At 74.6% G+C, this 26,118-nt stretch carries 25 protein-coding genes; 9 read left to right on the forward strand and 16 right to left on the reverse strand.

What is annotated here, in order from left to right; all coding sequences use genetic code 11:
* Positions 1 to 74: 74 nt before the first annotated feature.
* Positions 75 to 890, reverse strand: a complete 816-nt coding sequence (locus ACFVU7_RS08615; protein ID WP_074004178.1) for a 2,3-dihydro-2,3-dihydroxybenzoate dehydrogenase — start codon at positions 888 to 890, stop codon at positions 75 to 77.
* Between the two features lie 248 nt (positions 891 to 1,138).
* Between ACFVU7_RS08615 and pepN the strand changes: the two genes are divergently transcribed.
* Positions 1,139 to 3,628: an aminopeptidase N gene (gene pepN / locus ACFVU7_RS08620; protein WP_388044719.1), complete on the forward strand. Its 2,490-nt coding sequence runs from the start codon at positions 1,139 to 1,141 to the stop codon at positions 3,626 to 3,628.
* A gap of 185 nt (positions 3,629 to 3,813) precedes the next feature.
* Here pepN and ACFVU7_RS08625 read toward each other — a convergent pair whose 3' ends face one another.
* The gene (locus tag ACFVU7_RS08625) at positions 3,814 to 5,061 is read right to left on the reverse strand and encodes a CapA family protein (RefSeq protein ID WP_388044720.1); all 1,248 of its coding nucleotides are present in this window, start codon (positions 5,059 to 5,061) and stop codon (positions 3,814 to 3,816) included.
* A 328-nt stretch (positions 5,062 to 5,389) separates the two neighbouring features.
* Between ACFVU7_RS08625 and ACFVU7_RS08630 the strand changes: the two genes are divergently transcribed.
* From ACFVU7_RS08630 to ACFVU7_RS08645, 4 genes are all read left to right on the forward strand, one after another.
* A complete protein-coding gene (locus ACFVU7_RS08630; protein WP_117490770.1) occupies positions 5,390 to 6,178 on the forward strand; it encodes a universal stress protein in 789 nt (262 codons plus the stop codon).
* A 147-nt stretch (positions 6,179 to 6,325) separates the two neighbouring features.
* On the forward strand, positions 6,326 to 7,546 hold the full coding sequence (locus ACFVU7_RS08635) for a M48 family metallopeptidase (protein WP_388044721.1): 1,221 nt from the start codon (positions 6,326 to 6,328) through the stop codon (positions 7,544 to 7,546).
* A 30-nt stretch (positions 7,547 to 7,576) separates the two neighbouring features.
* Complete coding sequence (locus ACFVU7_RS08640) at positions 7,577 to 7,999, forward strand: MarR family winged helix-turn-helix transcriptional regulator (RefSeq protein WP_049651037.1); 423 nt, start codon at positions 7,577 to 7,579, stop codon at positions 7,997 to 7,999.
* Positions 8,000 to 8,231: 232 nt separating this feature from the next.
* Positions 8,232 to 9,368 (forward strand): PP2C family protein-serine/threonine phosphatase, encoded by a 1,137-nt coding sequence (locus ACFVU7_RS08645; RefSeq protein ID WP_388044840.1) that lies wholly within the window; start codon positions 8,232 to 8,234, stop codon positions 9,366 to 9,368.
* Positions 9,369 to 9,804: 436 nt separating this feature from the next.
* On the opposite strand, the gene ACFVU7_RS08650 is transcribed toward ACFVU7_RS08645, so the two are convergent.
* Together ACFVU7_RS08650 and ACFVU7_RS08655 are read right to left on the reverse strand one after the other, a co-directional pair.
* Positions 9,805 to 10,578: a GNAT family N-acetyltransferase gene (locus ACFVU7_RS08650; RefSeq protein WP_049651039.1), complete on the reverse strand. Its 774-nt coding sequence runs from the start codon at positions 10,576 to 10,578 to the stop codon at positions 9,805 to 9,807.
* Between the two features lie 4 nt (positions 10,579 to 10,582).
* Complete coding sequence (locus ACFVU7_RS08655; RefSeq protein WP_388044722.1) at positions 10,583 to 11,164, reverse strand: MerR family transcriptional regulator; 582 nt, start codon at positions 11,162 to 11,164, stop codon at positions 10,583 to 10,585.
* A gap of 117 nt (positions 11,165 to 11,281) precedes the next feature.
* Between ACFVU7_RS08655 and ACFVU7_RS08660 the strand changes: the two genes are divergently transcribed.
* Positions 11,282 to 12,211 (forward strand): NAD(P)-dependent oxidoreductase, encoded by a 930-nt coding sequence (locus ACFVU7_RS08660; protein ID WP_388044723.1) that lies wholly within the window; start codon positions 11,282 to 11,284, stop codon positions 12,209 to 12,211.
* A gap of 88 nt (positions 12,212 to 12,299) precedes the next feature.
* Here ACFVU7_RS08660 and ACFVU7_RS08665 read toward each other — a convergent pair whose 3' ends face one another.
* From ACFVU7_RS08665 to ACFVU7_RS08675, 3 genes are all read right to left on the reverse strand, one after another.
* The gene (locus ACFVU7_RS08665; RefSeq protein WP_049651041.1) at positions 12,300 to 13,088 is read right to left on the reverse strand and encodes an SDR family NAD(P)-dependent oxidoreductase; all 789 of its coding nucleotides are present in this window, start codon (positions 13,086 to 13,088) and stop codon (positions 12,300 to 12,302) included.
* Positions 13,089 to 13,295: 207 nt separating this feature from the next.
* The gene (locus tag ACFVU7_RS08670; RefSeq protein ID WP_049651042.1) at positions 13,296 to 14,027 is read right to left on the reverse strand and encodes an MIP family channel protein; all 732 of its coding nucleotides are present in this window, start codon (positions 14,025 to 14,027) and stop codon (positions 13,296 to 13,298) included.
* Between the two features lie 231 nt (positions 14,028 to 14,258).
* Positions 14,259 to 15,185 carry an NADP-dependent oxidoreductase gene (locus tag ACFVU7_RS08675; protein WP_388044724.1) on the reverse strand — a complete coding sequence of 309 codons (927 nt, stop codon included), beginning with the start codon at positions 15,183 to 15,185 and terminating at the stop codon, positions 14,259 to 14,261.
* A gap of 149 nt (positions 15,186 to 15,334) precedes the next feature.
* On the opposite strand from ACFVU7_RS08675, the gene ACFVU7_RS08680 reads away from it, so the two are divergent.
* Both ACFVU7_RS08680 and ACFVU7_RS08685 read left to right on the forward strand, forming a co-directional pair.
* Positions 15,335 to 16,777 (forward strand): LuxR C-terminal-related transcriptional regulator, encoded by a 1,443-nt coding sequence (locus ACFVU7_RS08680; protein ID WP_375874463.1) that lies wholly within the window; start codon positions 15,335 to 15,337, stop codon positions 16,775 to 16,777.
* Between the two features lie 31 nt (positions 16,778 to 16,808).
* The gene (locus tag ACFVU7_RS08685) at positions 16,809 to 17,255 is read left to right on the forward strand and encodes a protein phosphatase (RefSeq protein WP_074004169.1); all 447 of its coding nucleotides are present in this window, start codon (positions 16,809 to 16,811) and stop codon (positions 17,253 to 17,255) included.
* A 140-nt stretch (positions 17,256 to 17,395) separates the two neighbouring features.
* Here ACFVU7_RS08685 and ACFVU7_RS08690 read toward each other — a convergent pair whose 3' ends face one another.
* Positions 17,396 to 18,292 carry an NmrA/HSCARG family protein gene (locus ACFVU7_RS08690; protein ID WP_375874464.1) on the reverse strand — a complete coding sequence of 299 codons (897 nt, stop codon included), beginning with the start codon at positions 18,290 to 18,292 and terminating at the stop codon, positions 17,396 to 17,398.
* 68 nt (positions 18,293 to 18,360) lie between these two features.
* Between ACFVU7_RS08690 and ACFVU7_RS08695 the strand changes: the two genes are divergently transcribed.
* A complete protein-coding gene (locus tag ACFVU7_RS08695; protein ID WP_387966609.1) occupies positions 18,361 to 18,858 on the forward strand; it encodes a MarR family winged helix-turn-helix transcriptional regulator in 498 nt (165 codons plus the stop codon).
* A 10-nt stretch (positions 18,859 to 18,868) separates the two neighbouring features.
* On the opposite strand, the gene ACFVU7_RS08700 is transcribed toward ACFVU7_RS08695, so the two are convergent.
* From ACFVU7_RS08700 to ACFVU7_RS08735, 8 genes are all read right to left on the reverse strand, one after another.
* Positions 18,869 to 20,158 carry a PQQ-binding-like beta-propeller repeat protein gene (locus tag ACFVU7_RS08700; protein ID WP_388044725.1) on the reverse strand — a complete coding sequence of 430 codons (1,290 nt, stop codon included), beginning with the start codon at positions 20,156 to 20,158 and terminating at the stop codon, positions 18,869 to 18,871.
* 81 nt (positions 20,159 to 20,239) lie between these two features.
* A complete protein-coding gene (locus ACFVU7_RS08705) occupies positions 20,240 to 21,232 on the reverse strand; it encodes an urease accessory protein UreD (RefSeq protein WP_388044726.1) in 993 nt (330 codons plus the stop codon).
* Positions 21,229 to 21,849, reverse strand: coding sequence for an urease accessory protein UreG (ureG, locus tag ACFVU7_RS08710; RefSeq protein ID WP_049651049.1), 621 nt, complete (start codon positions 21,847 to 21,849; stop codon positions 21,229 to 21,231). Before ureG ends, ACFVU7_RS08705 begins: the two co-directional genes overlap by 4 nt.
* Before the next feature lie 52 nt (positions 21,850 to 21,901).
* Complete coding sequence (locus tag ACFVU7_RS08715) at positions 21,902 to 22,636, reverse strand: urease accessory protein UreF (RefSeq protein WP_388044841.1); 735 nt, start codon at positions 22,634 to 22,636, stop codon at positions 21,902 to 21,904.
* Positions 22,637 to 22,671: 35 nt separating this feature from the next.
* Entirely contained in the window at positions 22,672 to 24,396 is a 1,725-nt protein-coding gene (gene ureC, locus ACFVU7_RS08720; RefSeq protein WP_074004164.1) for an urease subunit alpha, read from the reverse strand.
* A complete protein-coding gene (locus ACFVU7_RS08725) occupies positions 24,396 to 24,833 on the reverse strand; it encodes an urease subunit beta (RefSeq protein ID WP_063780133.1) in 438 nt (145 codons plus the stop codon). Before ACFVU7_RS08725 ends, ureC begins: the two co-directional genes overlap by 1 nt.
* Positions 24,834 to 24,856: 23 nt before the next feature.
* Positions 24,857 to 25,765 carry a sirohydrochlorin chelatase gene (locus ACFVU7_RS08730; protein WP_388044727.1) on the reverse strand — a complete coding sequence of 303 codons (909 nt, stop codon included), beginning with the start codon at positions 25,763 to 25,765 and terminating at the stop codon, positions 24,857 to 24,859.
* Between the two features lie 3 nt (positions 25,766 to 25,768).
* Positions 25,769 to 26,074, reverse strand: a complete 306-nt coding sequence (locus tag ACFVU7_RS08735; protein ID WP_117490737.1) for an urease subunit gamma — start codon at positions 26,072 to 26,074, stop codon at positions 25,769 to 25,771.
* Between the last annotated feature and the right edge of the window lie 44 nt (positions 26,075 to 26,118).

Genomic DNA, 26,118 nt, shown 5'->3' on the forward strand with positions numbered 1-26,118 from the left:
CACCGTGGTCACGGCGGTTTCTCCAGTCTGGGACGGTTCTTCGGGGGGTGGGAGGAGGACCGGCGGCGTTCCGCTCAGGCGCGCAGGGTCGCGCCGCCGTCGACGTACAGGTCGTGCATGGTGATGTGCCGCGCCCGGTCGGAGGCCAGGAACACCACGGCCTCCGCGATGTCGGCGGGCGCGGCGATCCGCCCGAGCGGGATGCCGACCCTCCAGGCGCCCAGGTCGCCCTCGATCACCCGGCGTTCGGCCGCCTCGGCGTCCTCGCCCCACAGCGCGCGCTGCATCGCGGTGTCGGTCGAGCCGGGCGACACCACGTTGCACCGCACCCCGGACCGGGCGAGTTCCAGCCCCAGGCAGCGGGTGAACATGGTGGCCGCCGCCTTGGACGCCGCGTAGGCGGCCATCCCGGCGCGCGGCACCCCGGCGGCGTTGGAGCCGACGGTCACGACCGCCCCGCGTCCGCGGTCCGCCATCCGGCGGCCGACGGCGCGGCTGGTGTGGAAGACGCCGGTGGTGTTGACGGCGAAGGTGTCCGCCCAGTCCCCGTCGGTGAGTTCGACGACCGGGGCGGTGCGCAGGATTCCCGCGACGTTGACCAGCACGCCGATCGGTCCGAGCCGGCTCTCGATCGACTCCACGGTGCTGTCGACCGCCTGGGCGTCCGAGACGTCCAGCGCGTAGGGACGCACGGACGGCAGCTCGGCCGCCAGCGCGTCGATCCCGCCGGGATCGCGGTCCACCGCCGCGACGACGGCTCCCTCGGCCACCAGCGCCCGCACCACGGCCGCGCCGATGCCCTGCCCGGCCCCGGTGACCATCGCGACGACACCGGCGAATTCGGACTGTTGCTGCACAGGACATCCCCTCCGACCAGCAAGATTAGGCAAGCCTAACCTAACACAGCTGTTCGCCTGTGCCGAGCGCCTGTACGAATTCCGCTGCTTCGCCGTCAACTCGCTCCGGACGCACGGAGGCCGTCCGCCCCGGACGATCCGGCGGCCCCGGTCTCCTTCCGGCACCGAAGAGCCGGCACCGAGAAGCGGGCATCGAAGAGCGGGTGCCAAAAGGCCGGCACCGAAAAGCCGGCACCGAAAAACGGGTGCCGCCCACCCGTGGATGAAGCAGCATGAGCCGTATGTCTGATACCTCAGTACTCACCCGGGCCGAGGCCGTCGAGCGCCACCACCTGCTCGACGTCCGCACCGTCCGCCTCGACCTCGACCTGACCCGCGGTCGGGAGGTCTTCGGCTCCACCACGGTGATCCGCTTCGGCTGCACCACCCCGGGCGCCGGGACCTACGTGGACGTCAAACCGGCCGCGCTCCGCCGGGTGGTGCTGAACGGCCGCGAACTGGACGTCGCCGCGCTGCGCGCCGGGCGCTTCCCGCTGACCGGCCTGGCGGCCGACAACGAGCTCACCGTCGAGGCCGACATGGCCTACTCGCACACCGGCGAGGGCATGCACCGCTTCACCGACCCGGCCGACGGCGAGGACTACGTCTACACCCAGTCCTTCCTCGACGACGGCCCGCGGGTGTTCGCGTCCTTCGACCAGCCCGACCTCAAGGCGCGGTACACGGTGTCCGTCACCGCGCCGCGGCAGTGGACCGTGGTCGGCAACGGCGTGGGCCGCCAGGTCACGCCCGGGCGCTGGGAGTTCGCGCCCACCCCGGCGATCAGCAGCTACCTGGTCTCCGTGGTGGCCGGCCCGCTGCACTCGGTGCGCGCCGAGCACGACGGGATCCCGCTCGGCCTGCACTGCCGCCGCTCGCTCGCCGCCCACCTGGACGCCGACGCCCCTGAGCTGCTGGAGGTCACCCGGCAGGGCTTCGACCACTACCACCGGGTCTTCCGGCACCGCTACCCCTTCGACAGCTACGACCAGTGCTTCGTCCCGGAGTTCAACGCCGGCGCGATGGAGAACCCGGGCTGCGTCACACTGCGCGACGAGTTCGTGTTCCGCTCCGCCGTGGACGACACCAGGCGCGAGGAGCGCGCCCTGGTGGTGGTGCACGAGATGGCGCACATGTGGTTCGGCGACCTGGTCACCATGAAGTGGTGGGACGACCTGTGGCTGAACGAGTCCTTCGCCGAGTACATGGCCTACAGCGTCACCGCCTCCTCCACCCGCTTCACCAGTGCCTGGACCGGCTTCGCCGCCAACCGCAAGACCTGGGGCTACGACGCCGACCAGCGCCCCTCCACCCACCCGGTGGCACCCGGCACGGTGGACGACACCGCCCAGGCGCTGCAGAACTTCGACGGCATCTCCTACGCCAAGGGCGCCGCCGCGCTGCGCCAGCTGGTCGCCTGGCTCGGCGAGGAGGCCTTCCTGGCCGGCGTCAACGACTACTTCGACGAGCACGCCTTCGGCAACGCCACCCTCGACGACCTGCTCCGTGCCCTGGCCGCGACCAGCGGCCGCGACGTCCACGGCTGGGCCGACCGCTGGCTGCGCACCACCGGCGTGGACACCCTGCGGCTGACCGACGGCCGGATCGAGCACACCTCGGCCGACGGCGGGCCGCGCCCGCACCAGCTGACCGTGGGCCACTACCGGCGCACCCCCGAGGGCGCCCTGGAGCTGGCCGACCGCGTGCCGCTGGACCTGGCGGCCGACAGCACCGCGGCGGTGAAGGCCGACGCCGAGCTGACCCTGCTCAACGACACCGACCTCAGCTTCGTCAAGATCCGTCTCGACCCCGGCTCCTGGCGGACCGTGCGCTCCTCGCTCGGCGCCGTGCCCGAGGAGCTGGCCCGGGCCGTGCTCTGGAGCGCCGCCCGGGACCAGGTGCGCGACGGGGAGCTGGCGCCCGGCGAGTACCTGGAGCTGGTCGCCGCCCACCTGCCCGGCGAGACCTCGGTGCACCTGGTCGACGCGGTGCTCTCCTTCGCCCGCGACTTCGTGGTGGACTGCGCCGTGCCGCCGACCGCACGGCCGGCGGCGCTGGCCGTCCTGAACGAGGTCTGCCGCACCCTGCTGCGCCGCACCGAGGACGAAACGGACCGCACCGGGCTGCGCCTGGTGGCCGCGCGCGGCGTGATCGGCACCGCCGCCGGCGAGGCGCAGGCCGCCGAGCTGCGCGACTGGCTGGCGGCCGGCACCGTGCCCGGCGGGCCGGTGCTCGACCCGGACCTGCGCTGGCAGCTGCTGCTGCGGCTGTGCGTGCTCGGCGCGGCGGGTGAGCCGGAGATCGCCGCCGAACTCGCCGCCGACCCCAGCGACACCAGCGAGAAGGGCGCCGCCCGCTGCCGCGCCGCGCTGCCCGACCCGGGGGCCAAGGAGGCCGCCTGGCAGGCGCTGTTCCACGGCGAGCTCTCCAACTACCTGGCCGCCGCCACCGCCAGGGGCCTGTGGCAGCCCGAGCAGGCCGAGCTGCTGGACGGGCTGACCGCCCGCTACTTCGAGGAGCTGGGGTCGGCCGCCGCCCGCCGCGGCCCCGCACTGGCCCGGGTGCTCGCCACCACGGGCTTCCCCGCCTTCGCCGCCACCGAACGGACGGTACGGGCGGCCGAGGCCTGCCTGGCCGACCCGGAGCTCACCGCGGCGACCCGGCGCGGACTGGTGGACCAGCTGGACACCCTGCGCCGCGCCGTCCGGGCACGGGCGCGGGCCGAGCGGTAGCACCCCCCGGCGGGCGGTAGGCGGCGGCGTGGCCCGGGTGGTCGCGCCGCCGTCTCGTGCTGTCCCGTGCCGCCGCACCGCGACGCCGCGCCCTGGTCCGGCAGGGCCCGTCCTCCGGCAAGGCCCGTCCGGCAGGGTTTGTCCGGCAAGGCCCGCAGGACGTATCCGGGCCGGTCGACCGGACCCTAGCGCGGCGCGGCGGGGGTCGTCGGAGCCTTCGCGGGAGCCGTCGAGGACTTCCCGGGAGCCGTGGAGGCGGGGGCCGTCGGGGCGGTGGGGGCCGTCGCGGGGGTGCCGGGGGCGCCCGGGGCGGCGGGCGCCGGGGAGAGGCCGGTGCAGCCGCGCAGACCGTCGCGGCGCTTGAGGGCGGCCTCGGCGGCGGCGCCGGTGACCGGCTCCGGGATGCCCTTGTCGTCGATGGTGGCCGGGGTGAAGGCCTCCCCGGTCACCTTCCCGTCGGCGGTGAGGGTGAGGGTGGTGACGCCGGTCTCGTTGGAGTTGGCGTAGTTCGAGGTGCCGTACCAGAGGAAGTTGCCGAAGCCGTACCCGATGTAGGTGTCGCCGAGCATGCCCGAGCCGACCATGGTGTGCGCGTGGGTGCCGACCACGGCGGTGGCTCCGGCGGTGGCGAGCTTCTTGGCGATGGTGGTCTGCGGACCGGTCGGGCAGGCCTTGCCCTCGTCGCCCCAGTGCAGGTAGACGAGCACCACCGGGGCCTGCTGCTTCGCCGTCTCCACCGCCTTGACCAGCGCCGGGACGTCCAGCGCCGAGGCGATGCCCGGCTTGCTCGCGCCGGCCCGCCACTTCTGGTTGGTGAGGTCCTCGACCTGGCTGGCGGCGACCACCGCGACCTTCACCCCGCGCACGGTGGTGACGTACGGGGCGTACGCCTCCTTGGCGTTGCGCCCGACGCCGACCACCGGGATCGGCGAGGAGTCCTTGGCGGCGAGGGTGTCGGTGAGGCCGTCGGCGCCGAAGTCCACGGCGTGGTTGTTGGCCATCGAGACGACGTCGACGCCCGAGTCCTTGAGCACCGACAGCGCCTTGGGCGAGGTGCGGAAGGTGTACGTCTTCGGCTCCGGGGCGCCGCGCCCGGTGATCGCGGTCTCCAGGTTGAGGACGGACAGGTCGGCGTCGGCGAGGGTGCGGGAGATCGGGCCGAGCGCAGGCTCGGGCGGCTTGACCGCCAGCCGGGCCTCGGTGCGGCCCTCGAAGTGGACGTCCCCGGCGAAGGCGACGGTGATGGTGCCGTCGGACCGGGGCGGGGCGCTCTTGCCCGGGGCCGTGCCGGAGGGCGAGCCGCCCGGCGCCGAGGACTCGCCCGGCGGGACGGGGGCGGCGGAGGCCGGGGCCGGGGCGGGGTCGTCCGGCCCGCAGGCGGTGACGGCGGTCAGTCCGGCGAACAGCGCGACGGCGGCCGCGGCACGGCGCATGAGTGGATCCCCCCGAGGATGATGCGAGAACGATCAGCGTACGCCACCGAATCACCACCGCTCGGACCCGAGCCCGCAACATTCCGGCCACAAAAGGGCACGGCGCGGCGGCCCCGACCGGGCGCCGACGGCCGCTCCCCGGACGGCGCACCCGGCCCGCCTGGACGACCCGTCCCAACCGCCCACCCGACCGGGCCACCACGTCCCTGGCGCGGAGGCAGGCGGGGCGCGCAGCGTGGTGTGGAGGGGACGAGTGCGGGGGGAGCCCGTGCAGGGGAGCGCGCGTAGGGGGGCGAGTCCCGCACCGAAGGCCCGGAGGTGTGACGTGATGGGCAGCAATCAGCTCTCCTCCGCGGGTGACGTCTCCCCCGCGGGCGGCGGCCGCGCCTCCCCCGCCCGGGAGCGCCGGATCGTGGTCGGGATCGACGGCTCCCCGCCGTCGAAGGCGGCCCTGCGCTGGGCGGTCGGCCAGGCCGTGCTCACCGGGGCGACGGTGCACGCGGTGGCGGCCTGGGAGTACCCCTCGCTGTACGGGTGGTTCGCGCCGATGGTGGACGACGGCTTCGAACGGATCGCCCGCCGGACGCTGAGCGCCGAGATCAACGAGGTCCTCGGCCCGGACCGCCCGGTGGACGTCCGGGAGAGCCTGGTGCTGGGCCACGCCGCCGAGGTGCTGCTGGAGGCCGCCGAGGGGGCCGACCTGCTGGTGCTGGGCAGTCGCGGCCGGGGCACCTTCGCCCGGACCCTGCTCGGCTCGGTGTCCACCCGGTGCGCGGTGCACGGGGTCTGTCCGGTGGTGATCGTCCGCGCCGACGGGACGGCCTCCCCCGCGGCCACCGCCCTCGGGGTCGAACAGCCGGCGCCCGGGGCCGTGCGCACCAAGGACTGGCAGCTCAGCCTGCACGTGGTCGAGGACGAGGACACCACCCGGGTGCACGCCGTGCTGGACGCCGACGGCAACGTGCTGCACAGCGACACCCGCTCCCGCCGCAACCCGCGCGACGCCCCGGCCCCGGCGGTCGGCGACGAGTTCGCGGTCGGCCGCGCCCTGGTGGACCTCGGCCACCAGCTGCTGCGCGCCGGCGTCCACGGCGCCACCGGGACCACGGAGGAGTGAACAACCCGGCCGGGGGTGGGAACCGGGCCGTGGCGTGAGCAGCGAGCGGCCGGGTACGCCATGCTGAATCACCGCTGAACCGCCGTACCCCCGTCCCTCCCCGACCCGATCCTCCCCGCCCCGACCGGAAGAGAGCCGCTCCCCGCCATGGACACCACGCCAGCCTCCGCGGCCCCCACCCCGGAGGCCACCCCGGACTTCTCCCCCGACGAGCGCGCCCGGGGCCGGGCACTGCGCCGCGCCCAGCTGCCGTGGGCGCTGGGCGGGCGGCTGGCAGGCCTGGCGCTCACCCTGCTGCTCGGCCTCACCCCGGCCGGCGCCGCCGTGGTGACCGCCGTCGGCGGCTGGTTCGGCGGCTCCCGGACGGCCGGGGTGCTGGCCGGAGCGGCAGCCCTGGTGCTGCTCGGCCAGGCGCTGCAGCTGCCGTTCGGCGCCGGGGCGCGGACCGTCCGGGCCCGGTACGGGCTGGTGACCCAGGGCTGGGCCGGGTGGGCGTTGGACGCCGTACGCGGCCTCGCGCTCACCCTCGTCCTCGTCCTCCCGCTCGCGCTCGGGCTGTTCGCGCTGACCGCCTGGTCGCCGCAGCGCTGGTGGCTGCCGGGGGCGGGCGCGGCGGCGCTGCTGACGGTGGCGCTCTCCTTCCTCCATCCGCTGCTGATCGAGCCGGTGTTCAACCGCTTCTCCCCGATGCCCCCGGGGGAGCTGCGCACCGCGCTGCTGGCGCTGGCCGAGCGGGACGGCGTCCGGGTGCGGGACGTCCTGGTCGCGGACGCCTCCCGCCGCACCACCGCGCTCAACGCGTACGTCTCCGGGTTCGGGGCGACCCGCCGGATCGTCGCGTACGACACCCTGCTGACCACCGCCGAGCCGCGCGAGGTGGAACTGGTGGTCGCGCACGAGCTGGGCCACGTCAAGCACCGGGACGTGCCGGTGGGTACCGCGCTGGGCGCGGTCGGTGCGGCCGTCGCGGTGGCCGTCCTCGGCCTGCTCGCCACCTGGCGGCCGCTGCTGGACGCCGCCGGGGCGACGGACGCGGCGGACCCCCGGGCGCTGCCGCTGCTGGCGGCACTGGCGGCGCTGCTGGGCGCGCTGTCGGGGCCGGCGCAGTGTGCGGTGAGCCGTCGGATCGAGGCCAGGGCAGACCGGCACGCGCTCGAACTGACCGGGGACGTCGAGCAGTTCGTGGCGATGCAGCGCAGACTGGCCGTGGCGAACGTCTCCGATGTCGACCCGCCGAGGGTGCTTGAGCTACTGTTCGCCACTCACCCGAGTGCGACCAGCCGGATCGCCGCCGCCCGCGCCTGGCAGGCCGCACCGGAACGGCGGGCGCCGGAGCGGGGCGCGATCCCGGGCACATCTGTTGTATAGTGCAACAAATATCGAGGAGATAGGAACGCCGTGCCCGGCCGCCAGTCGTCCATCGAGACCATCCAGCGCGAGCTGACCGCCTTCGCCCGCCGCGCCCGGCACAAGGCCTCCCAGCTGCACCCCGACCTCTCGCTGGTCACCTACAGCATCCTCGACCTGATCACCGAGCGCGGCGGCTGCCGGGCCGCCGACGTGGCCGCGTACTTCATGCTCGACAAGTCCACCGTCAGCCGCCAGGTCACCGCCCTGGAGAAGCTCGGCCTGCTGGCCCGCGAGACCGACCCGGACGACCAGCGCGGCCAGATCCTGCGCGCCACCGAGGCGGGGCTCACCCTGCTGCGGGACGCCAACGAGCAGCGTCGGCTCTCCTTCACCGCGCGCTTCACCGACTGGTCCGACGAGGACGTCGCCCGCTTCGCCGACTACCTGGCCCGCTACGGCCAGGAGGGCTGACCGGGCACCGCAGGGGAGCGGGCGGAGCCCTGCCGGGAGGCGTGAGCCGAGCGCTGGCGGGGGTCAGGAACCGAACGCTGCCGGGGAGTGAGCCCGGCCGCTCCGGGTGCGCCCCGGCACCCCCACGGTGTACAGAGGAGGAGTGCCCCTCCGGCAGCGCCCCGATGCGCCGCACCCGCCGCCCGCGCCGCATCCCCCCGACCGCCGCCGCGCCTGGCGGCCCGACCGCCGGGTGCTGACGGCGCTCACGCTCGCGCTGATCGTGCTGATCACCGTCGTCGACATCGTCTCCCCGCCGGACGTCCACCTCGGCCCACTGCTGATCGTCGCCCCCGCCCTCACCGCCTCCTTCGCCGGCCCCCGGGCCACCGCCGGGGTCGCCACGCTCGCGTTCGCCGCGCTGACCGTCATCGGCGCCGTCCGGGACGGCCTGACCAGCGCGAACATCGAGACCCAGCTCAGCGCGCAGCTGATCGTCTCGGCACTGATCGTCGGCCTGCGGGTGCTGCGCGAACGGCACGAGCGCGAACTGGCCCGGGTGCGCTCGGTGTCCGAGGCCGCCCAGCGGGTGCTGCTGCGCCCGCTGCCGGAGCGGATCGGACCACTCCACCTGGCCTCCGTCTACCTGGCCGCCGAGGCCGAGGCGCAGGTCGGCGGCGACCTGTACGCGGCCGCCCGCACCGCCACCGGCACCCGGCTGCTGGTCGGCGACGTGCGCGGCAAGGGCCTCTCCTCGCTCGGCGACGCGGCCCTGCTGCTCGGCGCCTTCCGCGCCGCCGCCCACCTGCACGCCGAACTGCCCGACCTGGCCGCCTACCTGGACGGCAGCGTCAGCTGGGACCTCGCCCAGCTCGCCGAACAGTCCCGGCGGGACCGGTGGGAGCGGCGCGAGCGGCAGGCGCTCTCCGCACTGCCCTTCCCCCCGCCCGAGGAACCCCCGGAGGAGAGCGGCGACTCCGGCGAGTCCTTCATCACCGCCGTGCTGCTCGACATCCCCGACGACGGCTCCCCGGTGCGCCTGATCGACTGCGGCCACCCTCCCCCGCTGCTGCTGCACCCCGACGGCATCACCGCCCTCGCCGCCCGCCAACCCTCCCCGCCGCTGGGCCTCGGCGAGCTCGCGCCGACGCGGTACGAGACGGAGACCTTCCCGTTCCGGCCCGGCGACCGGCTGCTGATCTACACCGACGGCGTGATCGAGGCCCGCGACGCCCAGCGGCGCTTCTACCCGCTCACCGAACGCGTCACCGCCTGGCGTGCCGAACACCCCGCCGCCCTGCTCCACCACCTGCGCCGCGACCTGCTCGCCCACGTCGGCGGCCGACTGAACGACGACGCGGCCATGGTCGTGGTCGAGCGGCTGCCGTGAGGGCGGCCGGCGAGCGCCCCGTGACGAGCGTCCTCGGAACGACGGCAGGCGGCCCTGTCGGATTGCCTTGTCACGACCCTCGTCGGGCCGGCCGCGGTGCCTCGGGCACGGCTCCCGGCCTGATCGCCTCCGGGCGCGTACGAGCCCGAGGCCGAAGCCCAGGCCGAGGAGGGCGGGCACGGCAACCGTCGCGGCGAGGGCGCGCGGGTGGCGGAGGTCGAACATGCCGGGGCTCCTTCCCGGGGCCCGGACGGCCCCGCTCGTGGTGCCCCAACGATGACCCCGGCCACCCCTCCCGCACATGTACCGAACGGCACATCCTGAGCAGCGGCACCCCCACGTCCCCCTGCCGATCGGCAGGGGCACACCGGCCGCGTCCACACGGTGGGAAGGAATCTCCCCACCCGTACCCGTACCCGCGCGCCCCCGGCAGGCCCTACGGCTGGCGGACGTACGGGGTCGTCGTGCTCACCCAGGCGAAGCCGAGGCGCTGCAGGATCGGCCGGCTCTGATCGCTCGCGTCGACCTGGAGGTACTCGTAGCCGAGCTCGGCCGCGAGGCGGGCGCGGTGGGCGATGAGGGCGCGGTAGATGCCCCGGCCGCGCCAGTCGGGTGCGGTGCCGCCGCCCCAGAGTCCGGCGAACCCGGTCCCCGGGATCAGCTCCATCCTGGCGCCGCTGACCGGGCGGTCGCCGGCCATCGCGACGACCATGCTGACCGTCCCGACGCCGTGCCGCAGGTGGTCGAGCAGCCGCTCGCGCAGACGGGGGTTCTCGGCGCCGAAGGCCTGTGTGTGGGCGTCCATCAGCAGGTCCACCCCGGCCGGGTCGGTCACCGGGAGCAGCCGGACGCCCTCGGGCAGGGCGGCCTCGGCGGGCAGGTCCGCGATCCGGGCGAGCATCAGCGCCTCGTCCGGCTCCGGGGTGAAACCGGCCGCCAGCAGGCGGGCGCCGAGGTCGGCGGGGCGGTCGTGGGAGTAGGCCTTCCACTCGAACTCCAGCCCCAGTCCGGCGAAGTGGCGCACCTGCGCGGCGATCGCCGCGTCCGCCCCGGCCTCGTCCAGCCCGGACCAGACCACGCCGTTCCAGCTGTGCTCCGAGCCCACCTGCCGGACCACCGCACCGTCGCGCTCGACGCGGCAGCCGGGATCGGGCGGCGTGTTGCGCCGGATCCGGTCGTCGAACAGGGCAAGCATGTCGTCATGATCCATCCGCTCACTCCAGCACGGTCCGCGAGCGCGCACCATCGAGTTTCCGCGCCACCGGCTGCGGGTAGCGCCCCCCGGTCGGCTCCGGGCGGCGCTCCCCGTCCTGCCGCGGGCGACGGCCACCGGTCTGCTCACGCTCCCCGTCCTGCTGTGGGCGACGGCCACCGGTCTGCTCACGCTCCCCGTCCTGCCGGCAGTCCGCCGCCCGGAGCCGGCCGGACCGGATCGCCTCGCTCGGCGCCTCCGCACCCATGATGGCGTCCAACAGGCTTCGCGCTTCGGCGAGTTCGTCCATCTGCCGGGTGATCCGGGCGCGTTCCCGGGCCAGACCGTCGAGCAGTTCGGGGCAGGTCGGGCCGGGAGGGCGCTGCCCCGGGCCCGGCAGGCCGCGGAGGATCTCGGCGATCACGGCGCTGTTGAGGCCGGCCGCGAGCAGGGTGCGGATCCCGCGGACGGTGTCGACGTCCGGCTCTCCGTACTCGCGGTAGCCGCTGGGACGGCGCTCGGGCGCGAGCAGCCCCTGCTCCTCGTAGTAGCGCAGCGCGCGCGGGGTGGCCCCGGTGCGCCGGGCGAGCTCTCCGATCCGCATCGCGGACACCTCCTCGACGGACCGTCCACCGAGGCTCTCCACCGAAGCCCCCGTGACGTTCCGCCGTGCCCCTCCGCCTTGACTCTGCCGTCGGCGTGAAGGTCTAGCGTAACCGCCATGCCGAACGAACGATCTTCCTCAACCTCCCCTGCCCGCACCGCCGTTGCCGTGCTGGGCCTGGGTCCGATGGGCCGGGCGCTGGCCGGGGCGCTGCTGGCCGCCGGCCATCCGGTCACCGTGTGGAACCGCACGCCGGGCCGGGACGCCGAACCGCTCGCCCTCGGCGCGCGGTCGGCCGCGAGCCCCGCCGAGGCGGTGACGGGCTCCACCGAAGGAGCCACGGGCTCCGCCGAGGCCGGCGCCCCGCTCGTCCTGCTCTGCGTCCGCGACCAGCCGGCCGCCCGGGCCGTACTGGAGGCCGCCGGGGCGGCACTGCGCGGCCGGACCGTCGTCAACGCCACCTCGACCGCGCCGGGCGACGCGCGGGCGAACGCCGCCGACGCCGAGGCCCGGGGCTACCGCCTCCTGAACGCCGCGGTCCTCACCCCCACCCCGACCATCGGCCGCCCGGAGGGCACCGTCCTGCTGAGCGGCGACGCCGAGATCTTCGCCGCCCACGAGGCGACGCTGCGGACGCTGGGCACCGTACGCCACGTCGGCGCGGACCCGGGCCGGGCGGCGGCCTTCGACGCGGCCCTGCTCGACCTGTTCTGGACCACCGTGCACGGCTGCCTGCACGCCCTCGCGCTGGCCCGCGCCGAGGGCATCAGCGGCGCCGAACTCGCGCCGTACGCCCAGGGGTTGCCGCGCCTGCTGCCGCCGCTGATCGACCGCTTCGCGCAGCGCGCGGACGACCGCCGGCATCCGGGCGACCACAGCAGCCTCGCCTCCGCCGAGGCCGGGCTGGCGCACGTCGCGCACACCGCCCGGGCGCGCGGCCTGGACACCTCCGTCCTGGACGCGGCGCTCGCCGTCACCCGGCGGGCGGTCGGGGCCGGGCACGGGTCGGACGGGGTGTCCGCCCTGGTCGACCTGCTCGCCGGATAGCCGAGCAGCCGGGCAGCTTGGCAGCCAGGTAACCGAACAACCGAGCAGCCGGGAACCGGGCAGCCGGACACCCCGCCGACCGGGCCCGCTACTGCGCCAGGTACCCGCCGTCCACCGGCAGCACGACCCCGGTGACGAAGGACGCGTCGTCGGAGGCGAGGAAGAGGACGGCCGCCGCGACCTCGGCCGGGTCGCCGAGCCGCCCCATCGGGTGCAGCTTCTCGATCGCCCCGAGGTACTCGGTGCCGCCGGGCTCGTCGTACAGCCGGGCGACCCGTTCGGTGGTGATGGTGCCGGGGGCGACGGCGTTGACCCGGATGCCGCGGTCGGCCCATTCGACGGCGAGGTGCTTGGTCAGGCCGGAGGCGACGAACTTGGCGGGCCCGTACACCGCCTGGCCGCGCTGGCCGGCCTCGCCGGAGATGGAGGAGAGGCAGACGATCGAGCCGCCGGGCCGGTCCTGCGCGGTCATCGCCTCGATCGCGTACTTGCAGGTGAGGAACATGCCGCGGCCGTCCACCGCCATCACGTGGTCCCAGTCCTCGGCGGTGGCCTCGGTGATCTCCATCAGCGGGATGATCCCGGCGTTGGCCACCAGCACGTCCAGCCGCCCGTGCCGCTCGACGGCGGCGGCCACCAGCCGGCGCGCGTCCTCGTCCCGGGCCACGTCGCCGACCACCGTGCTGACGGCGTCCGGGAACCGCTCGGCCAGCCGGTCCAGCCCGGCCTCGTCCACGTCGAAGGCGACCACCGACGCGCCCTCCCGGACGAAGCGTTCGGCGACGGCCCGTCCGATACCACTGGCCGCACCCGTCACCGCACAGGAGCGGCCGGCCAGCCGCCCGCCCGCGGGGCTCCCCGCGTTCTCAGTCACCATGGCGCGACTCTACCCAGCGGGCGGCCACGCGTCGGGCGCCTTCGGCCGGTCCGCCGGATCCGGCCGGTCGGCGGCTCAAAAGCGGCCCGGAGCGGGCCCGGGGGGCCGGAGCGGAGAGAAGCAGGAGCCGACAGAAGGCCACCGACGACAGCGGCGGCCGGGACCGTCGGTACGGTCCCGGCCGCCGCGCCGGCTCGACGGCGGGTACTACACCCGCGCGTCCGTCGCCAGGGCCTCCGCCACCGGAAGGTTGGGCTGCGGGTGGGTCAGCAGGTGCACCCCCGCCGCCAGCGCGCCGCCGACCAGCGGGGCGAGCAGGAACAGCCACAGCTGCGACAGCGCGTCGCCGCCCGCGAACAGCGCCGGGCCGAGGCTGCGCGCCGGGTTGACCGAGGTGCCGGTGAGCGGGATGCCGACCAGGTGGACGACCACCAGCGCGAGGCCGATCGGCAGCCCGTCGAAGCCGACCGCGGCCAGCCGGTGGGTGACCGCCAGGACGACGTACACCAGCAGGAAGGTGAGGATGACCTCGGTCAGGAACGCGCCGCCGGCGTTGATGTGCATCTGGGAGCGCTCGCCCCAGCCGTTGGTGCCGAGCTTGCCGTGGGTCTCGAGCCCCGGTATCTGCTTCGCCAGCAGCAGGACGAGCCCCGCCCCCGCGATGCCACCGAGCAGCTGCGCCACCCAGTACGACACCGCCGTGCGCCCGTCGATCCGGCGGGCCAGCAGGAAGCCGAGCGTCACCGCCGGGTTGACGTGGCAGCCGGAGATCGGGCCGAGCGCGTACGCGAGCGCCAGCAGCACGAAGCCGAACGCGAACGCGATGCCCACCGGACCGATCGCCACCCCCGCGAGCACCGCAGCACCCACTGCCAGCAGCACCAGCAGCAGGGTCCCGAGGAACTCGCCGATCACCGCCCGCCTGTCCGTTCCACCCATGCGCCTGGTCCTCCTGACCGTCAGGGCAGGCGGTCCGGTGCCGCCCACGTCCGGCCAACCCTGGTCGACCGTTCGAGGGACCGCATGTCGGCCGGACGGCGTAGCGCCGTGTTTACGGCGCGTCCGCCTGCCGAATTACTCCGAACGGATGAAACCGTACGGAAATGGCGCAGCCAATGCAAAACGGAAGCAAAACGGGCAGACAGGGACAGGGCGGGCGCCGTGTGCCTGTCAGACCGTCAGCACGATCTTGCCGCGCAGGTGCCCGCCCTCACTGACCCGCTGCGCCTCGGCCGCCTCCGCCAGCGGGAACACCCGGTGCAGCGGCAGCCGCAGGGTGCCCGCCTCGTGCAGGGCCAGCGCGGCCGCGTAGGCGCTCGTGTAGTAGGGCTCGACGCCCTCGGCGCCACCGGTGAACCGGACGCCGTGCTCCTGCGCGCCCTGGACGTCGGCGATCGTCAGCACCCGGTCCGCGCCGCCCACCAGCTCGATCGACAGCGGCAGCACCCCGCGCCCGGCCGCGTCCAGCACCCGGTCCACCCCGCCCGGGGCGGCGGCCCGCACCCGCTCGGCCAGGCCCTCGCCGTACGTCACCGGGATCGCGCCGAGCTCGCGCAGGTGGTCGTGGTTCGACTCGCTCGCGGTGCCGACCACGGTGATCCCACGGGCCCGGGCGAACTGGAGCAGCACGGTGCCCACCCCGCCGGCCGCACCGTGCACCAGCAGGGTCTCGCCGGGCCGCACGCCCAGGACGGCGAGGGCGCGCTCGGACGTCTCGGCCGCCGTCGGGATCGCGGCGGCCTCCGCCCAGCCCAGGGTGGCGGGCTTGTGGGCCAGCATCGCCGCGTCCACCAGCGCCCGCTCCGCGTAGCCGCCGCCCATCAGGGCGCCGAACACCTCGTCGCCGGGGGCGAAGCCGCGCACCTCGGCGCCGACGGCCTCCACCACGCCGGACACCTCGAAGCCCGGAACGTAGGGGAAGGAGACCGGGAAGAACCCGGCCAGCTCACCGGTGCGCAGCTTGTGGTCCAGCGGGTTGACGCCCACCGCGCGGACCGCGACCCGCACCTGGCCGGGGCCCGGGGCGGGAAGTTCGATGTCGATCGGGCGCAGCACGTCCGCGCCGCCGAACTCGGGGAAGGCGATCGCCTTGGTCATGGGAAGGTCCTTCGGTTCCAGGGGAGTTGTTGCCTCCGACGTCTTCCATCCTGCGACCGGGGCAACGGCAGCCCAGCCAGTCCTTCGGACGGTTCGACCTGTCCGAACGGCCAGGCGGGCCCGGCGGCGCCCGAACTAGGCTGGACCGCATGGACACCACTGAGCCGCCCGGAACCGCCACGGGCACGGGCGGGACGGGCACGCGCACGCGCACGGACGGGACGGGCACGGGCGATCCGCGCACGGACGGGACGGGCGCGGACGGGACCTGGCGCGACCGCTGGGGCCGCCCCGAGGACGCGCTCGCACGGGCCGTCGAGGTGCTGCGCGCTCCCCGGCCGGACCTCCTGCTGCGCCTGTCCGACGTGCTCGGCACCCTCGTCCCGCACACGGCGCTCGCGCAGCTCAGCGGCGTCTGCACGTTCAACCCCTCCCACAGCTACGGCCCGCCCGAACTCACCGCCGCCATCAGCACGCTGGACCTGTCCCGGCTGGCCGAACAGGCGGCCGCGACCACCTCCGCCGGCCGTCCCTGGCAGGGCGAGTCCGAACTCGCCGGACAATCCCGGCCGGTCGTCGTCGTCACGACCACGCCGGGCAACGACAGCGGCGCCGTCCTCGTCCTCGTCCGGGCGGGCACCGAACCGGTCGCCCCCGGGGCACTCGCCGTCCTGCAACAGCTGTGGGACCTGGTCATCGCCCACTCCGACCACCGCGCCACCGACGCCGCCCCCACCCAGACCGCCGCCTCCCGCGCCTCCGCCAACGCCCGCGCCCGCGCCATCGCCGAGTTCACCGGCACCCACAGCGCCGCGCTCACCGCGATCCTGGCCCCGCTGCGCTCGACCGGCCTGGACGACGCCACCGCCCGCCGCAACGCCACCGAACTGGCCGTCACCGCCCTGCTCGACCTGCGCCAGGGCGCCGAACTCGACCGCACCCTCAGCGAGGAACCCGCCGACGCCGCCTTCGCCCGACTCGTCCGCGAACTGCGCCCGCTGCTGCGGCACACCCGGGTCCACCTCGACGTCGCACCCCCGCCGGAAGCCGACCGCTCCGTCCCGGCCGACGCCGCCCACACCGCCCGCGACGCCGTCCGGGTGGCCGTCCTGCTGATGCTGGAACAGGAGAAGCCGACCCGGCTGCACGTCAGCTGGCAGCTCACCGCCGACGGCCAACTGCGCGCCGTCGTACGCGGCGACGGCCTCGGCCTGCTCACCGCCGACGCCCTCACCGTCCACCGCACCGCCGACCGCATCACCGCCCTCGGCGGACGCCACGGCGTCGAAGCCGTCCCCGGCTGGGGCACCACCGTGACCGTCGACCTCCCGCTCGCCCTGCCCGAACCCGCCCTCGCCACCGACCCCCTCGACGGCCTCCAACCGCGCGAACTCGAGGTCCTCGACCAGCTCGCGCGGGGCCGCCGCAACCGGGACATCGCGGCGGCACTCCACATCAGCGAGTCGACGGTGAAGTTCCACGTCGCCAACATCCTCGCCAAACTCGACGTCTCCTCCCGCGGCGAAGCCGCCGCCCTGGCCCACCGCGCCGGACTGCCCCGCGGCCCGGTCGGGCTGCACGCGGCATCCTGAACACCCCTCCCCCACCTGAGGAATGGCCGACATGACCGACCCCACCACCCCGGGCCCGACCACCTGGGACCCGACCACCCCCGGGCTCCTGCGCCTGCCCTCCGGCCGCCTCCTGCGCGGCCGCGGCCTCAGCAAGCCCCTGCCGCCCGGCCCCCGACCCGACTTCGGCCTCTACCTGTTGGGCCGCCCGCCGCACGTCGACTGGCCCAGCCGCTGGGTACGCTGGCCCGACTTCCGCCTCCCCACCGACCGCACGGACGCCACCGACGCCTTCCGCGAAGCCTGGGAACGCTCCGCCACCCAACGCGTCGAACTCGCCTGCGCCGGCGGCCGGGGCCGCACAGGCACCGCACTCGCCTGCATCGCCGTCCTGGACGGCGTCCCGGCCGCGGAGGCGGTGGCGTACGTGCGGGAGCACTACAGCCGGCACGCCGTCGAAACACCGTGGCAGCGCAAGTTCGTGGAGCGGCTGGCCTAGGTCGGGTGGGTAGCGTTCCAAGGATCTCGACCGCCAATCAGGTCACGGGCGGAACCGTCAACGGCGACGTGTACCAGGCTGGAACGATCAACCTGATCAAGGCCTCAGCACCCAAGGTCACTGCGGGCGCCTGAAGCCCCTCAGAGGTGCCAGGTGCGGGCCGCCGCCCAGGTCTCCAGGGGCTGCCAGTCGATGGTGGGGTGTTCGGCGTGCAGGGCGGCGGTGTCGATGGTGAGGCCGGGGTCCTGGAGGTAGCGGAACATCGTGGCGAGGTCCTCGGAGTGGGCCGCCACGACCGAGAGCGGCACCTGTTCGAAGCGGATGGGGCGGCCGCTGGCGGCGCTGATCGCGGCGGCGATCTGCTCGCCGGTGCGCCACTGGGAGGCGATGTCGATGCGGCGGCCCGTGTAGGCGTCAGGCCTGGCCAGGACGTGGGCGGCGAAGGTGCCGATGGTGTCGGCGGCGATCACGGGGAGTGGGACGCCGGGGGGCATGGGGAGGTGGAAGACGCCGTCGCGGAGGGACTGGAGGGTCCAGTCGTTGGCGTAGTTCTCCATGAAGGCGGCCGGGCCGAGGACGGTCCAGGGCAGGCCGAGGCCGGCCAGGTGCTGTTCGATGCGGTGCTTGCTGTCGAAGTGCGGGATGCCGGTGGAGCGGTCGGCGTTCGCGGCCGAGGTGAAGACGACGTGCCGGACGCTTCCGACTGCCCGGGCGGCGTCCAGCAGGGCGGTGGCCTGGCGGACTTCGACACCGAGGTCGGTGCCGAACGGGGTGGACATCGCGAACAGTGCGCCGGCGCCGTCGAGGGCGGTGGCGAGCGAGGCCGGGTCGTCGAAGTCGGCGCGGGCCAGTTCGGCACCGAGTGCGGCGAGCTGGGTGGCGGCGGGCGAGCCGGGGTTCCGGGTGAGGGCGCGGACGGGGCGGCCGGCGCGGAGGAGGGCGCGGGCGGTGGCGCCGCCCTGGGCGCCGGTGGCGCCGGTGACGGCGACGGGGAGGAGGCGGGCACGGGAGGCTGCGGACTCAGTTATCTGCGTCATGCAGACAACATAGAGAAAGATTTCTGCGTGGCGCAAACAATTATCGGGCAGCCGGTTACCCTTCCCCCATGACGACGACCCGCGACGAACTGATGGCCCGGCTGTGGCCGGTCTCGCGCCGCTACCTGGCCTCGTACGTGCTGTTCAACCAGGCCGTCGCCGACCACCTGGGCATGCACCCGACCGACGTCCAGTGCCTCAACCTGCTCACCCTGGAGGACGGGCCGGTCACCACCGGCCGGATCGCCGAACTCACCGGGCTGACCAGCGGCTCGGCCACCCGGCTGGTCGACCGGCTGGAGAAGGCCGGGCTGGTCGCCCGGCAGCGGGACCAGGCCGACCGCCGACGGGTGCTGGTCGCGGTCCTCCCCGAGGCGCTGGAGCGCTTCGGGGAGGTGTGGCGCGAGCTGTCCACCGACTGGGCGGCCGTCTTCGCCGAGGACAGCGAAGCCGAACTCGCCTTCCTCCTGCGGCACATGAACCGCACCGTCGAGCTCAGCCACCGCCAGGTCGCCCGCCTGGCGACCATGGAACCGGGCGGGCCGGGCGGGACGGGCCGCCCCTGAACCCGCCTGGTCAGGCCGACGGCGGCGCCGGCAGGGCGCCCAGCGCGAGAACGCCGCCCGGGCCGCCCCGGTAGACGGTCCCACCAGCGGCGGCCAGCGAGATCCGGCCGACCTCCTCCGAATCGTCCTGCCAGCGCATCCCGCCCGTCGACGGATCGAACGCCCACAGCCGGCCGTCCCCCGACCAGGCGTAGACGCCGTCCTCGGTGGCGACCATGGCAGGGGTCCCGCCCTTCCGACCGGCGAAGGTGTTGGCCTTCCAGACCCAGTCACCGGTCGTCGTGTCCAACCCGAACAGACGGTCCCCGCCGCCCATGTAGACGGTCCGACCGGCAGCCGACACAGGGCAGCTCAGCTCCCCGTGCTGGACGGACGCCCAGAGCTGCGCGCCGGTCGCCGGGTCCAGCGCGGCGACGATCGTGGAGGCCATCGTCTCCGGGGGCGAGGAGACCAGCAGGGCGTCCCGGTGGACGGTCAGTGGGCCGCTGACGACGAGGTCGCGCTCCCAGCGGCGCTCACCGGTGCGGGCGTCCAGCGCCAGGAGCCCCCTCGGCCTCCCCGCCGCGTACACGGTGCCGCCGCCGAGGGCCAGAGCGGCCGAGACGCCCGCCGGGCCGGTCCAGCGCGGCGCGCCGGTGGCCAGGTCGTAGCAGCGCACCGAGCTTCCGTACACCGCGAACACGCTGCCGCCGCCGACAGCGGGGCCTTGCCGCCACCCGCCCTCGGACCAGTCGGGCAGGGCGGCCTCCCAGCGCTGTTCCCCCGACGCCGCGTCCAGGACCCGCAGACGGGTGTCGGTGGCCACGCACACCACACCGTCCCCGGCGACCAACGGCCAGCCGCCCGGGGCAGCGGCGGCGTCGGGTGTGCTGACCGTACGGCTCCAGCGGATCTCGCCGGTGCGCGGATCGAGGGCGCGCACGCAGCCGTCGAAGCCGGAGGCGTAGAGGCCCTGTCGGCGGTCGGCGGACAGCACGAGCCGCCCGCTCGCGGCGGTCGTCCGCCAGAGTCGCGGGCCGTGGGAGCTCTTTCGGCGGGCCCACTCGTTGACGCCGGCGGCGGCCGCGAGGGCGCCCAGGGCGGCGGCGCCCGTCAGCAGCCGCCGGCGGTTGACCAGGCGCCGGGCCGGTGGCGTCGGAACACCGTCCGGTGCGGCTTCCCGCACGTCCTCCGGCACCGCATCGCGCACGTCATCCGGCACCGCATCGCGGGCCACGTCCGGCGCCGTCTCGCGCGCCTCGTCCGGCACCTTCTTGCCCACCTCGTCCGGCACGGCGTCCCGTCTCGCATCGTCGTTCACGCCAGACAGGACCGCGCACCCGACCCCGGGGTTGTGCCGGATCCGGAAGAAGATCACGACCGGCGGCGCCGGCCGACGGCCCTACGTCTTCCGCAGCTCCGGCGCCGGCACCCCGATCAGCAGCCGCCGGACCGCGTCCCAGGCCGCGCGCAGGGCGGCGGCGCAGGCCCGGGTGTCGGAGCCGAGCAGTCGCAGCCAGGCACCGCTGTCCTGCGGCAGCACGCTGACCCCGTAGAGCAGTTCGCCGTACTCCTGGCCGCAGCCGACCACCGCCTCGTGCAGGACGTCCGCGATCCGGGCCGCCGGGGCGAGCGGGCTGAGGACGTACAGGCTGGACATCACGTCGTGCCCGGCCAGCACCGCCGGCCCGGTGACCCCGGCGCCCCTACCGCCCCCTCCGCCTCCACCCGGCGAGGGCTCCAGTCGCACGGTGTCCAGTGCCACCAATTCACCACCTGGGCGCCGCACTTCGAGGTCCGAGGCGAACACCCGGTAGGCGTTGCGCTCGCCCCGGGCGAGGCGGCCGGCCAGGACGGTCTCGCCCGCCAGTACGGTCGCCTCCGGGTCGACGGTGAGGACGGTCCGCTGGTAGAGGCGCGAGTCGACGAAGGGGATCACCGGCTCGGGCAGGTACTCGACGTAGGCGTGCGGCCCGGCCGTCAGGTTGACCAGTTGCGTCGCGTAGTCGTGCTCCATCCGGTAGACCTTGGTGGCTGCCTGGGTGGTCAGGTGGACCGCCGTGTCGGCGCCGCAGTGCAGGTCGGTGCGGAGCCGGTCGGCCTGGAGGATGCCGCCGCCGGTGGACATCAGGAAGGTGACGGCGAGGTCGGGGCGGGCCGGGTCGAAGTAGAGCGGGCGCATGATCTGCAGCGGCGACTTCTGGTAGTGGCCGGTGAGTTCGGTGCGCCCGCCGACCCGCTCGAAGGCCAGCTCCAGCAGCCCGACCTTGCCGGGACGTCCGACCGCGAGGGTGTCGGGCGTCCCGGCGTGGCGGCGGACCTCGTACGGGACGCGGGCCGGCTCGTAGTGCCGGGGGTCGAGCCGGGGCACCGCCGCAGCCGGGGAGGCTGTCACGCCGGGACCTTGCGGAAGGTCTCCAGGAAGGTCGCGATCTCCTCCAGCCCCTCCCCCGTCAGGCAGTTGGTGAGCACCACCGGCCCGCCCTCGCGCACCCGGTGGGCGTCGGACTCCATCACCCCGAGGTCGGCGCGGACGTACTGGGCGATGTCGATCTTGTTGATGACCAGCAGGTCCGACTCGGTGATGCCCGGGCCGCGCTTGCGGGGCATCTTCTCGCCCTCGGCGGTGTCGAGGACGAAGAGGAAGAGGTCGACCAGCACCGGGCTGAAGGTCAGCGTGAGGTTGTCGCCGCCGGACTCGTACAGCAGGGTGTCGACGTCCGGGAAGCGTTCCAGCATCTCGGCGCCGGCCGCGAGGTTCATCGTCGGGTCGTCCCGTACGGCGGTGTGCGGGCAGGCGCCGGTCTCCACGCCGACGACCCGCTCGGGGTCCAGCATCCCGGCCAGGGTGCGCCGCACGTGCTGGGCGTCCTCCTGGGTGTAGATGTCGTTGGTGATGACCGCCGGGCGGTGGCCGCGGGCGATCAGCACCGGGACGAGCGCCTCGATCAGCGCCGTCTTGCCGGAGCCCACCGGTCCGCCGATGCCCACGCGGAGCACGTTCTCGGTCAACTCTCCTCCTTCTGTCGGTCGTTCTTCTGTGGCGCACGTTCGCATCGGGCGGTCAGCTCATGAACAGCCGGGCCTCCGCCCGCTCGTGCCGCCCGGACATGGCGTCCGCGACCGGCACGCAGCCGCCGAGGTCAGCCAAGTCCCGTTCCAGGGCGGCGGATACGACCTCCCGGATCACCGGGGAGGCCGCCCGCAGCACCACCTGCGCCTTGCGGTGGTCGGTCAGCCGGAGCCTCAGCGCCGCGCCGACGAAGCTGGTGCAGAACGCGAACAGGTCGCTGGCGACGGCCTGTTGGACCGGGACGCCGGCCGAGGCGTACGCCACCCCGGCCGCCACCGCCTGGCAGCCGGGGGCCCGCTTCTCCGCGACCAGCGCGGCGTACCGCTCCAGCGGCTCGCCGCCCACCGACTCCCGGGCGATGTCCAGGAGTTGGCGACCGGTCCGGGTGGCGGCCAGGCGCAGCTCGCGGTTGAGCCTGGTGGCGTGCAGCCGCTGGTCGGTCTCGGCGAGCAGCTCCCAGTCGCCCGCCGTGGCCGCCCGGTGGGCCAGGACCAGGGCCGTGGCGTCGGACGGCCCGACGCCGTGCCGCAGCAGGTCGGCGAGCAGCCCGGGCAGGGTGTCCGGGGTGACGGCCTTGGCCTGGGCGTAGCCCTCCAGCCCGTGCGAGAGGGTGTAGAAGCCGCTGGGGAAGGCCGAGTCGGTCAGCTGGAGGCAGACCAGCAGGGCGTCCAGGCCGTCCAGGGCGTCCAAATCCCCCAGGCCGTCCACAGCGTCCAGGCCGCCCATGGCATCCAGGCCCGGCCGCGTCTCGGTGACGGGGCTCACGCGAGGTAGAACAGGTGGTTGAGCGGCAGCTCGCGGGCCGGTTCGATGGTGGCGGGCTCGCCGTCCAGGGTGACCTTGTACGTCTCCGGGTCGACCGCGATCTTCGGCAGCGCGTCGTTGCGCACCATGTGCTGCTTGCCGACCGTACGGCACCGCCGCACCGGCAGCACCCGGCTCTCCAGGCCGAGTTGGGCCGGAACCCCGAGGTCGACGGCGGCCTGCGACATGAAGGACACCCGGGTGGCCTGCTTCGCCCGCCCGTACTGGCCGAACATCGGGCGGTAGTAGACCGGTTGGGGGGTGGGCAGCGAGGCGTTCGGGTCGCCCATCAGCGCCCAGTTGATCACGCCGCCCTTGATGACCATCTTCGGCTTGGCGGCGAAGGAGTTGATCGGCCAGAGCACGATGTCGGCGAGCTTGCCGGGCTCCAGCGAGCCGATGTGGTCGGCGGTGCCGGAGGCGACGGCGGGGTTGATGGTGAGCTTGGCGAGGTAGCGCAGGACGCGGGCGTTGTCGTTGCGCTCGCTGTCGCCGGCCAGCTTGCCGCGCTGGTCCTTGCAGTGGTGGGCGGTCTGGAAGGCCCGGGTGAAGGACTCGCCGATCCGGCCCATCGCCTGCGAGTCGGAGGAGAAGATCGAGATGACGCCCTCGTCGTGCAGCACGGTCTCGGCGGCGATGGTCTCGGCGCGGACCCGGGAGTCGGCGAAGGAGACGTCCTCGGGGATGTTGTGGCTGAGGTGGTGGCAGACCATCACCATGTCCAGCAGCTCATCCACCGAGTTGACGGTGTAGGGCAGCGTCGGGTTGGTGGAGGACGGCAGCACGTTGGGCTCGCCGGCGATCCGCATGATGTCGGGGGCGTGGCCGCCGCCCGCGCCCTCGGTGTGGAAGGTGTGGATGGTGCGGCCGTCGATCGCGGACAGGGTGTCCTCGAAGTAGCCGGACTCGTTGAGGGTGTCGGTGTGGATGGCCACCTGCACGTCGTACTCGTCGGCGACGCTCAGCGCGCTGTCGATCGCGGCCGGGGTGCTGCCCCAGTCCTCGTGCACCTTGAGGCCGCACACGCCCGCCTCGACCTGCTCGCGCAGCGCGCCGGGCAGCGAGCCGTTGCCCTTGCCCAGCAGGCCGACGTTGACCGGCAGGTCCTCGACGGCCTGGTACATCCGGTGGATGTTCCACGGGCCGGGGGTGCAGGTGGTGCCGTTGGTGCCGTCGGAGGGGCCGGTGCCGCCGCCGATCAGGGTGGTGATGCCGTTGCTCAGCGCCTCCTGCACCTGCTGCGGGGCGATGAAGTGGATGTGGGTGTCGATGCCGCCGGCGGTGGCGATCAGGTGCTCGCCGGAGATCACCTCGGTGCCGGGGCCGATCACCAGGCGCGGGTGCACGCCGCTCTGGGTGTGCGGGTTGCCCGCCTTGCCGACCGCGACGATCAGGCCGTCCTTGACGCCGATGTCGCCCTTGACCACGCCGAGCACCGCGTCCATGACGACCACGTTGGTGATGACCAGGTCGAGGGCGCCCTGGAGGGAGGTCGCGGCCGGGTCCTGGGCCATCCCGTCGCGGATGCCCTTGCCGCCGCCGTAGACGGCCTCGTCGCCGTAGTGGCCCTGGTTGAAGTCCTGTTCGACCTCGACCAGGAGGTTGGTGTCGGCGAGGTGGAAGCGGTCGCCGACAGTGGGGCCGAAGAGGTCGGTGTACTGCCTGCGGGAGAGGATGGCCATCAGCGGTCGCCTTCCGGGTGGGTCTCCGTGTGGAAGTCCCGGGGCCGGTCTTCCTTGTGGTCGAGGTTGGTGCCCTTGAAGCCGAGGGCGATGGCCCGGTCGACGGCGCGGGCGCGGGTGGCGGGGGCGGTGATGCCGCCGTCCACGAGGTTGGCGAAGCCGACCAGGCGGCGGTGGCCGCCGAACTCGGCGAGCGTGACGTCCTTGGTGTCACCCGGCTCGAACCGGACGGCGGTGCCGGCCGGGATGTCCAGGTGTTTGCCGAAGGCGGCGTTGCGGTCGAAGTCGAGGGCGCGGTTGGCCTCGAAGAAGTGGTAGTGGGATCCGACCTGGATCGCCCGGTCACCGGTGTTGCTGACCGTGACGGTGGCCTTGGCGCGGCCGGCGTTGATCTCCACCGGGTCGTCGCCGTACAGGTACGCGGCGCCACCAGACATGGCTGGCCTTCCTCTCTGCCGGGTCAGTGGGGGGTGTGTGCGGGTTCGTGGGTGTGGCTGGGGTGGTGCGGGTGGGGAGCATCGCCGTGCTGGTGCCCGCCCGGCGCGTGGCCGTGGCTCTGCCCGCCCGGCGCATGGCCGTGCTGGTGCCCGCCCGGCCCGTGGCTGTGACCGTGGCTCTGCTCCCCCGGCCCGTGGCTGTGCGCGTAGCCGTGCCCGTGCTCGGCGTCGAGGCCGGCCAGGATGCCGTCCTCCCCGTGCCCGAGCAGGTGCAGCGCCGCCGCCGTCCGGGCCGCGACCACCCCGGCGACGGCGGACGGCCGCAGCAGCGGGCCGCCGTCCCGTACGCCGGGCAGCGCGGTGCGCAGGGCCGGCCCGAAGGAGGCCGGAACGGCCGTCACCTCGCGGGCGCCGAGCAGCCGGCAGCGTTCGGCGCCCTCGGCCGGGTCCGGGTCGCCGCCGTCGAAGGCGACCTCGACCCACCGGTGCCGCCCGTACTGGCGGGCGAGGCGGGCGATCCGGAACAGTTCGGCGTCCTCGAAGGGGCCGGCCGCCGGGGCGGTGACCAGCACCGCGCCGTCGGGGGCGGTGCCGGCGGCGGCGCGCAGCCAGCCGATCAGGTGGTCAGCGGCGCCGAACGGCGCGGTCAGGGCGAGCCGTCCGCGGCCCTCCCCGGCGGCCAGCCAGCGCAGCGCCCGGGCGGTGTCGGCGACGAGCTTCGGGTCGCGGCCGAGCGTCATCGGTACGACGCACACCGGCCCGTCGTCCGCCGCGGCGAGCGCGGACCGGACGGCCTCGGTGAGCGGACGGCCCGCGGGGGCCGCGGCGTGCACGGTGGACTCGCGGGCCGCCAGCGCCGCGAGGTCCCGGCCGCCGTCGCTCTCGTGGCCGCCGGCCAGCACCACGGTGGCGGCGGCATGGGACCGGGTCATCACTCAGGCACCCACCGGGTCGTGGCAGGAGACCAGCTTGGTCCCGTCCACGAACGCCGCCTCGACCTGGAGCAGCGGGAGCATCTCGCGCACGCCCGGCATGACGTCCTCGCCGCCGACGACCTGCTTGCCGATCTCCATGCACTCGGCGACGGTGCGGCCGTCCCGGGCACCCTCCATGATCGCCTCGCTGATCAGCGCGCAGGCCTCGCTGTAGTTCAGCTTGACGCCGCGGTCCCGGCGTTTGCGGGCCAGATCGGCGACGACGTAGATGTACAGCTTGTCGATCTCACGCGGCGAGAGATTCACGGGTATCACTCTTCCTTTCCGAGAATCCGATGGAATGCAGAAAG

Origin of the sequence: Kitasatospora sp. NPDC058046, from assembly GCF_042885595.1 — a bacterium.
GTDB lineage: Bacteria > Actinomycetota > Actinomycetes > Streptomycetales > Streptomycetaceae > Kitasatospora.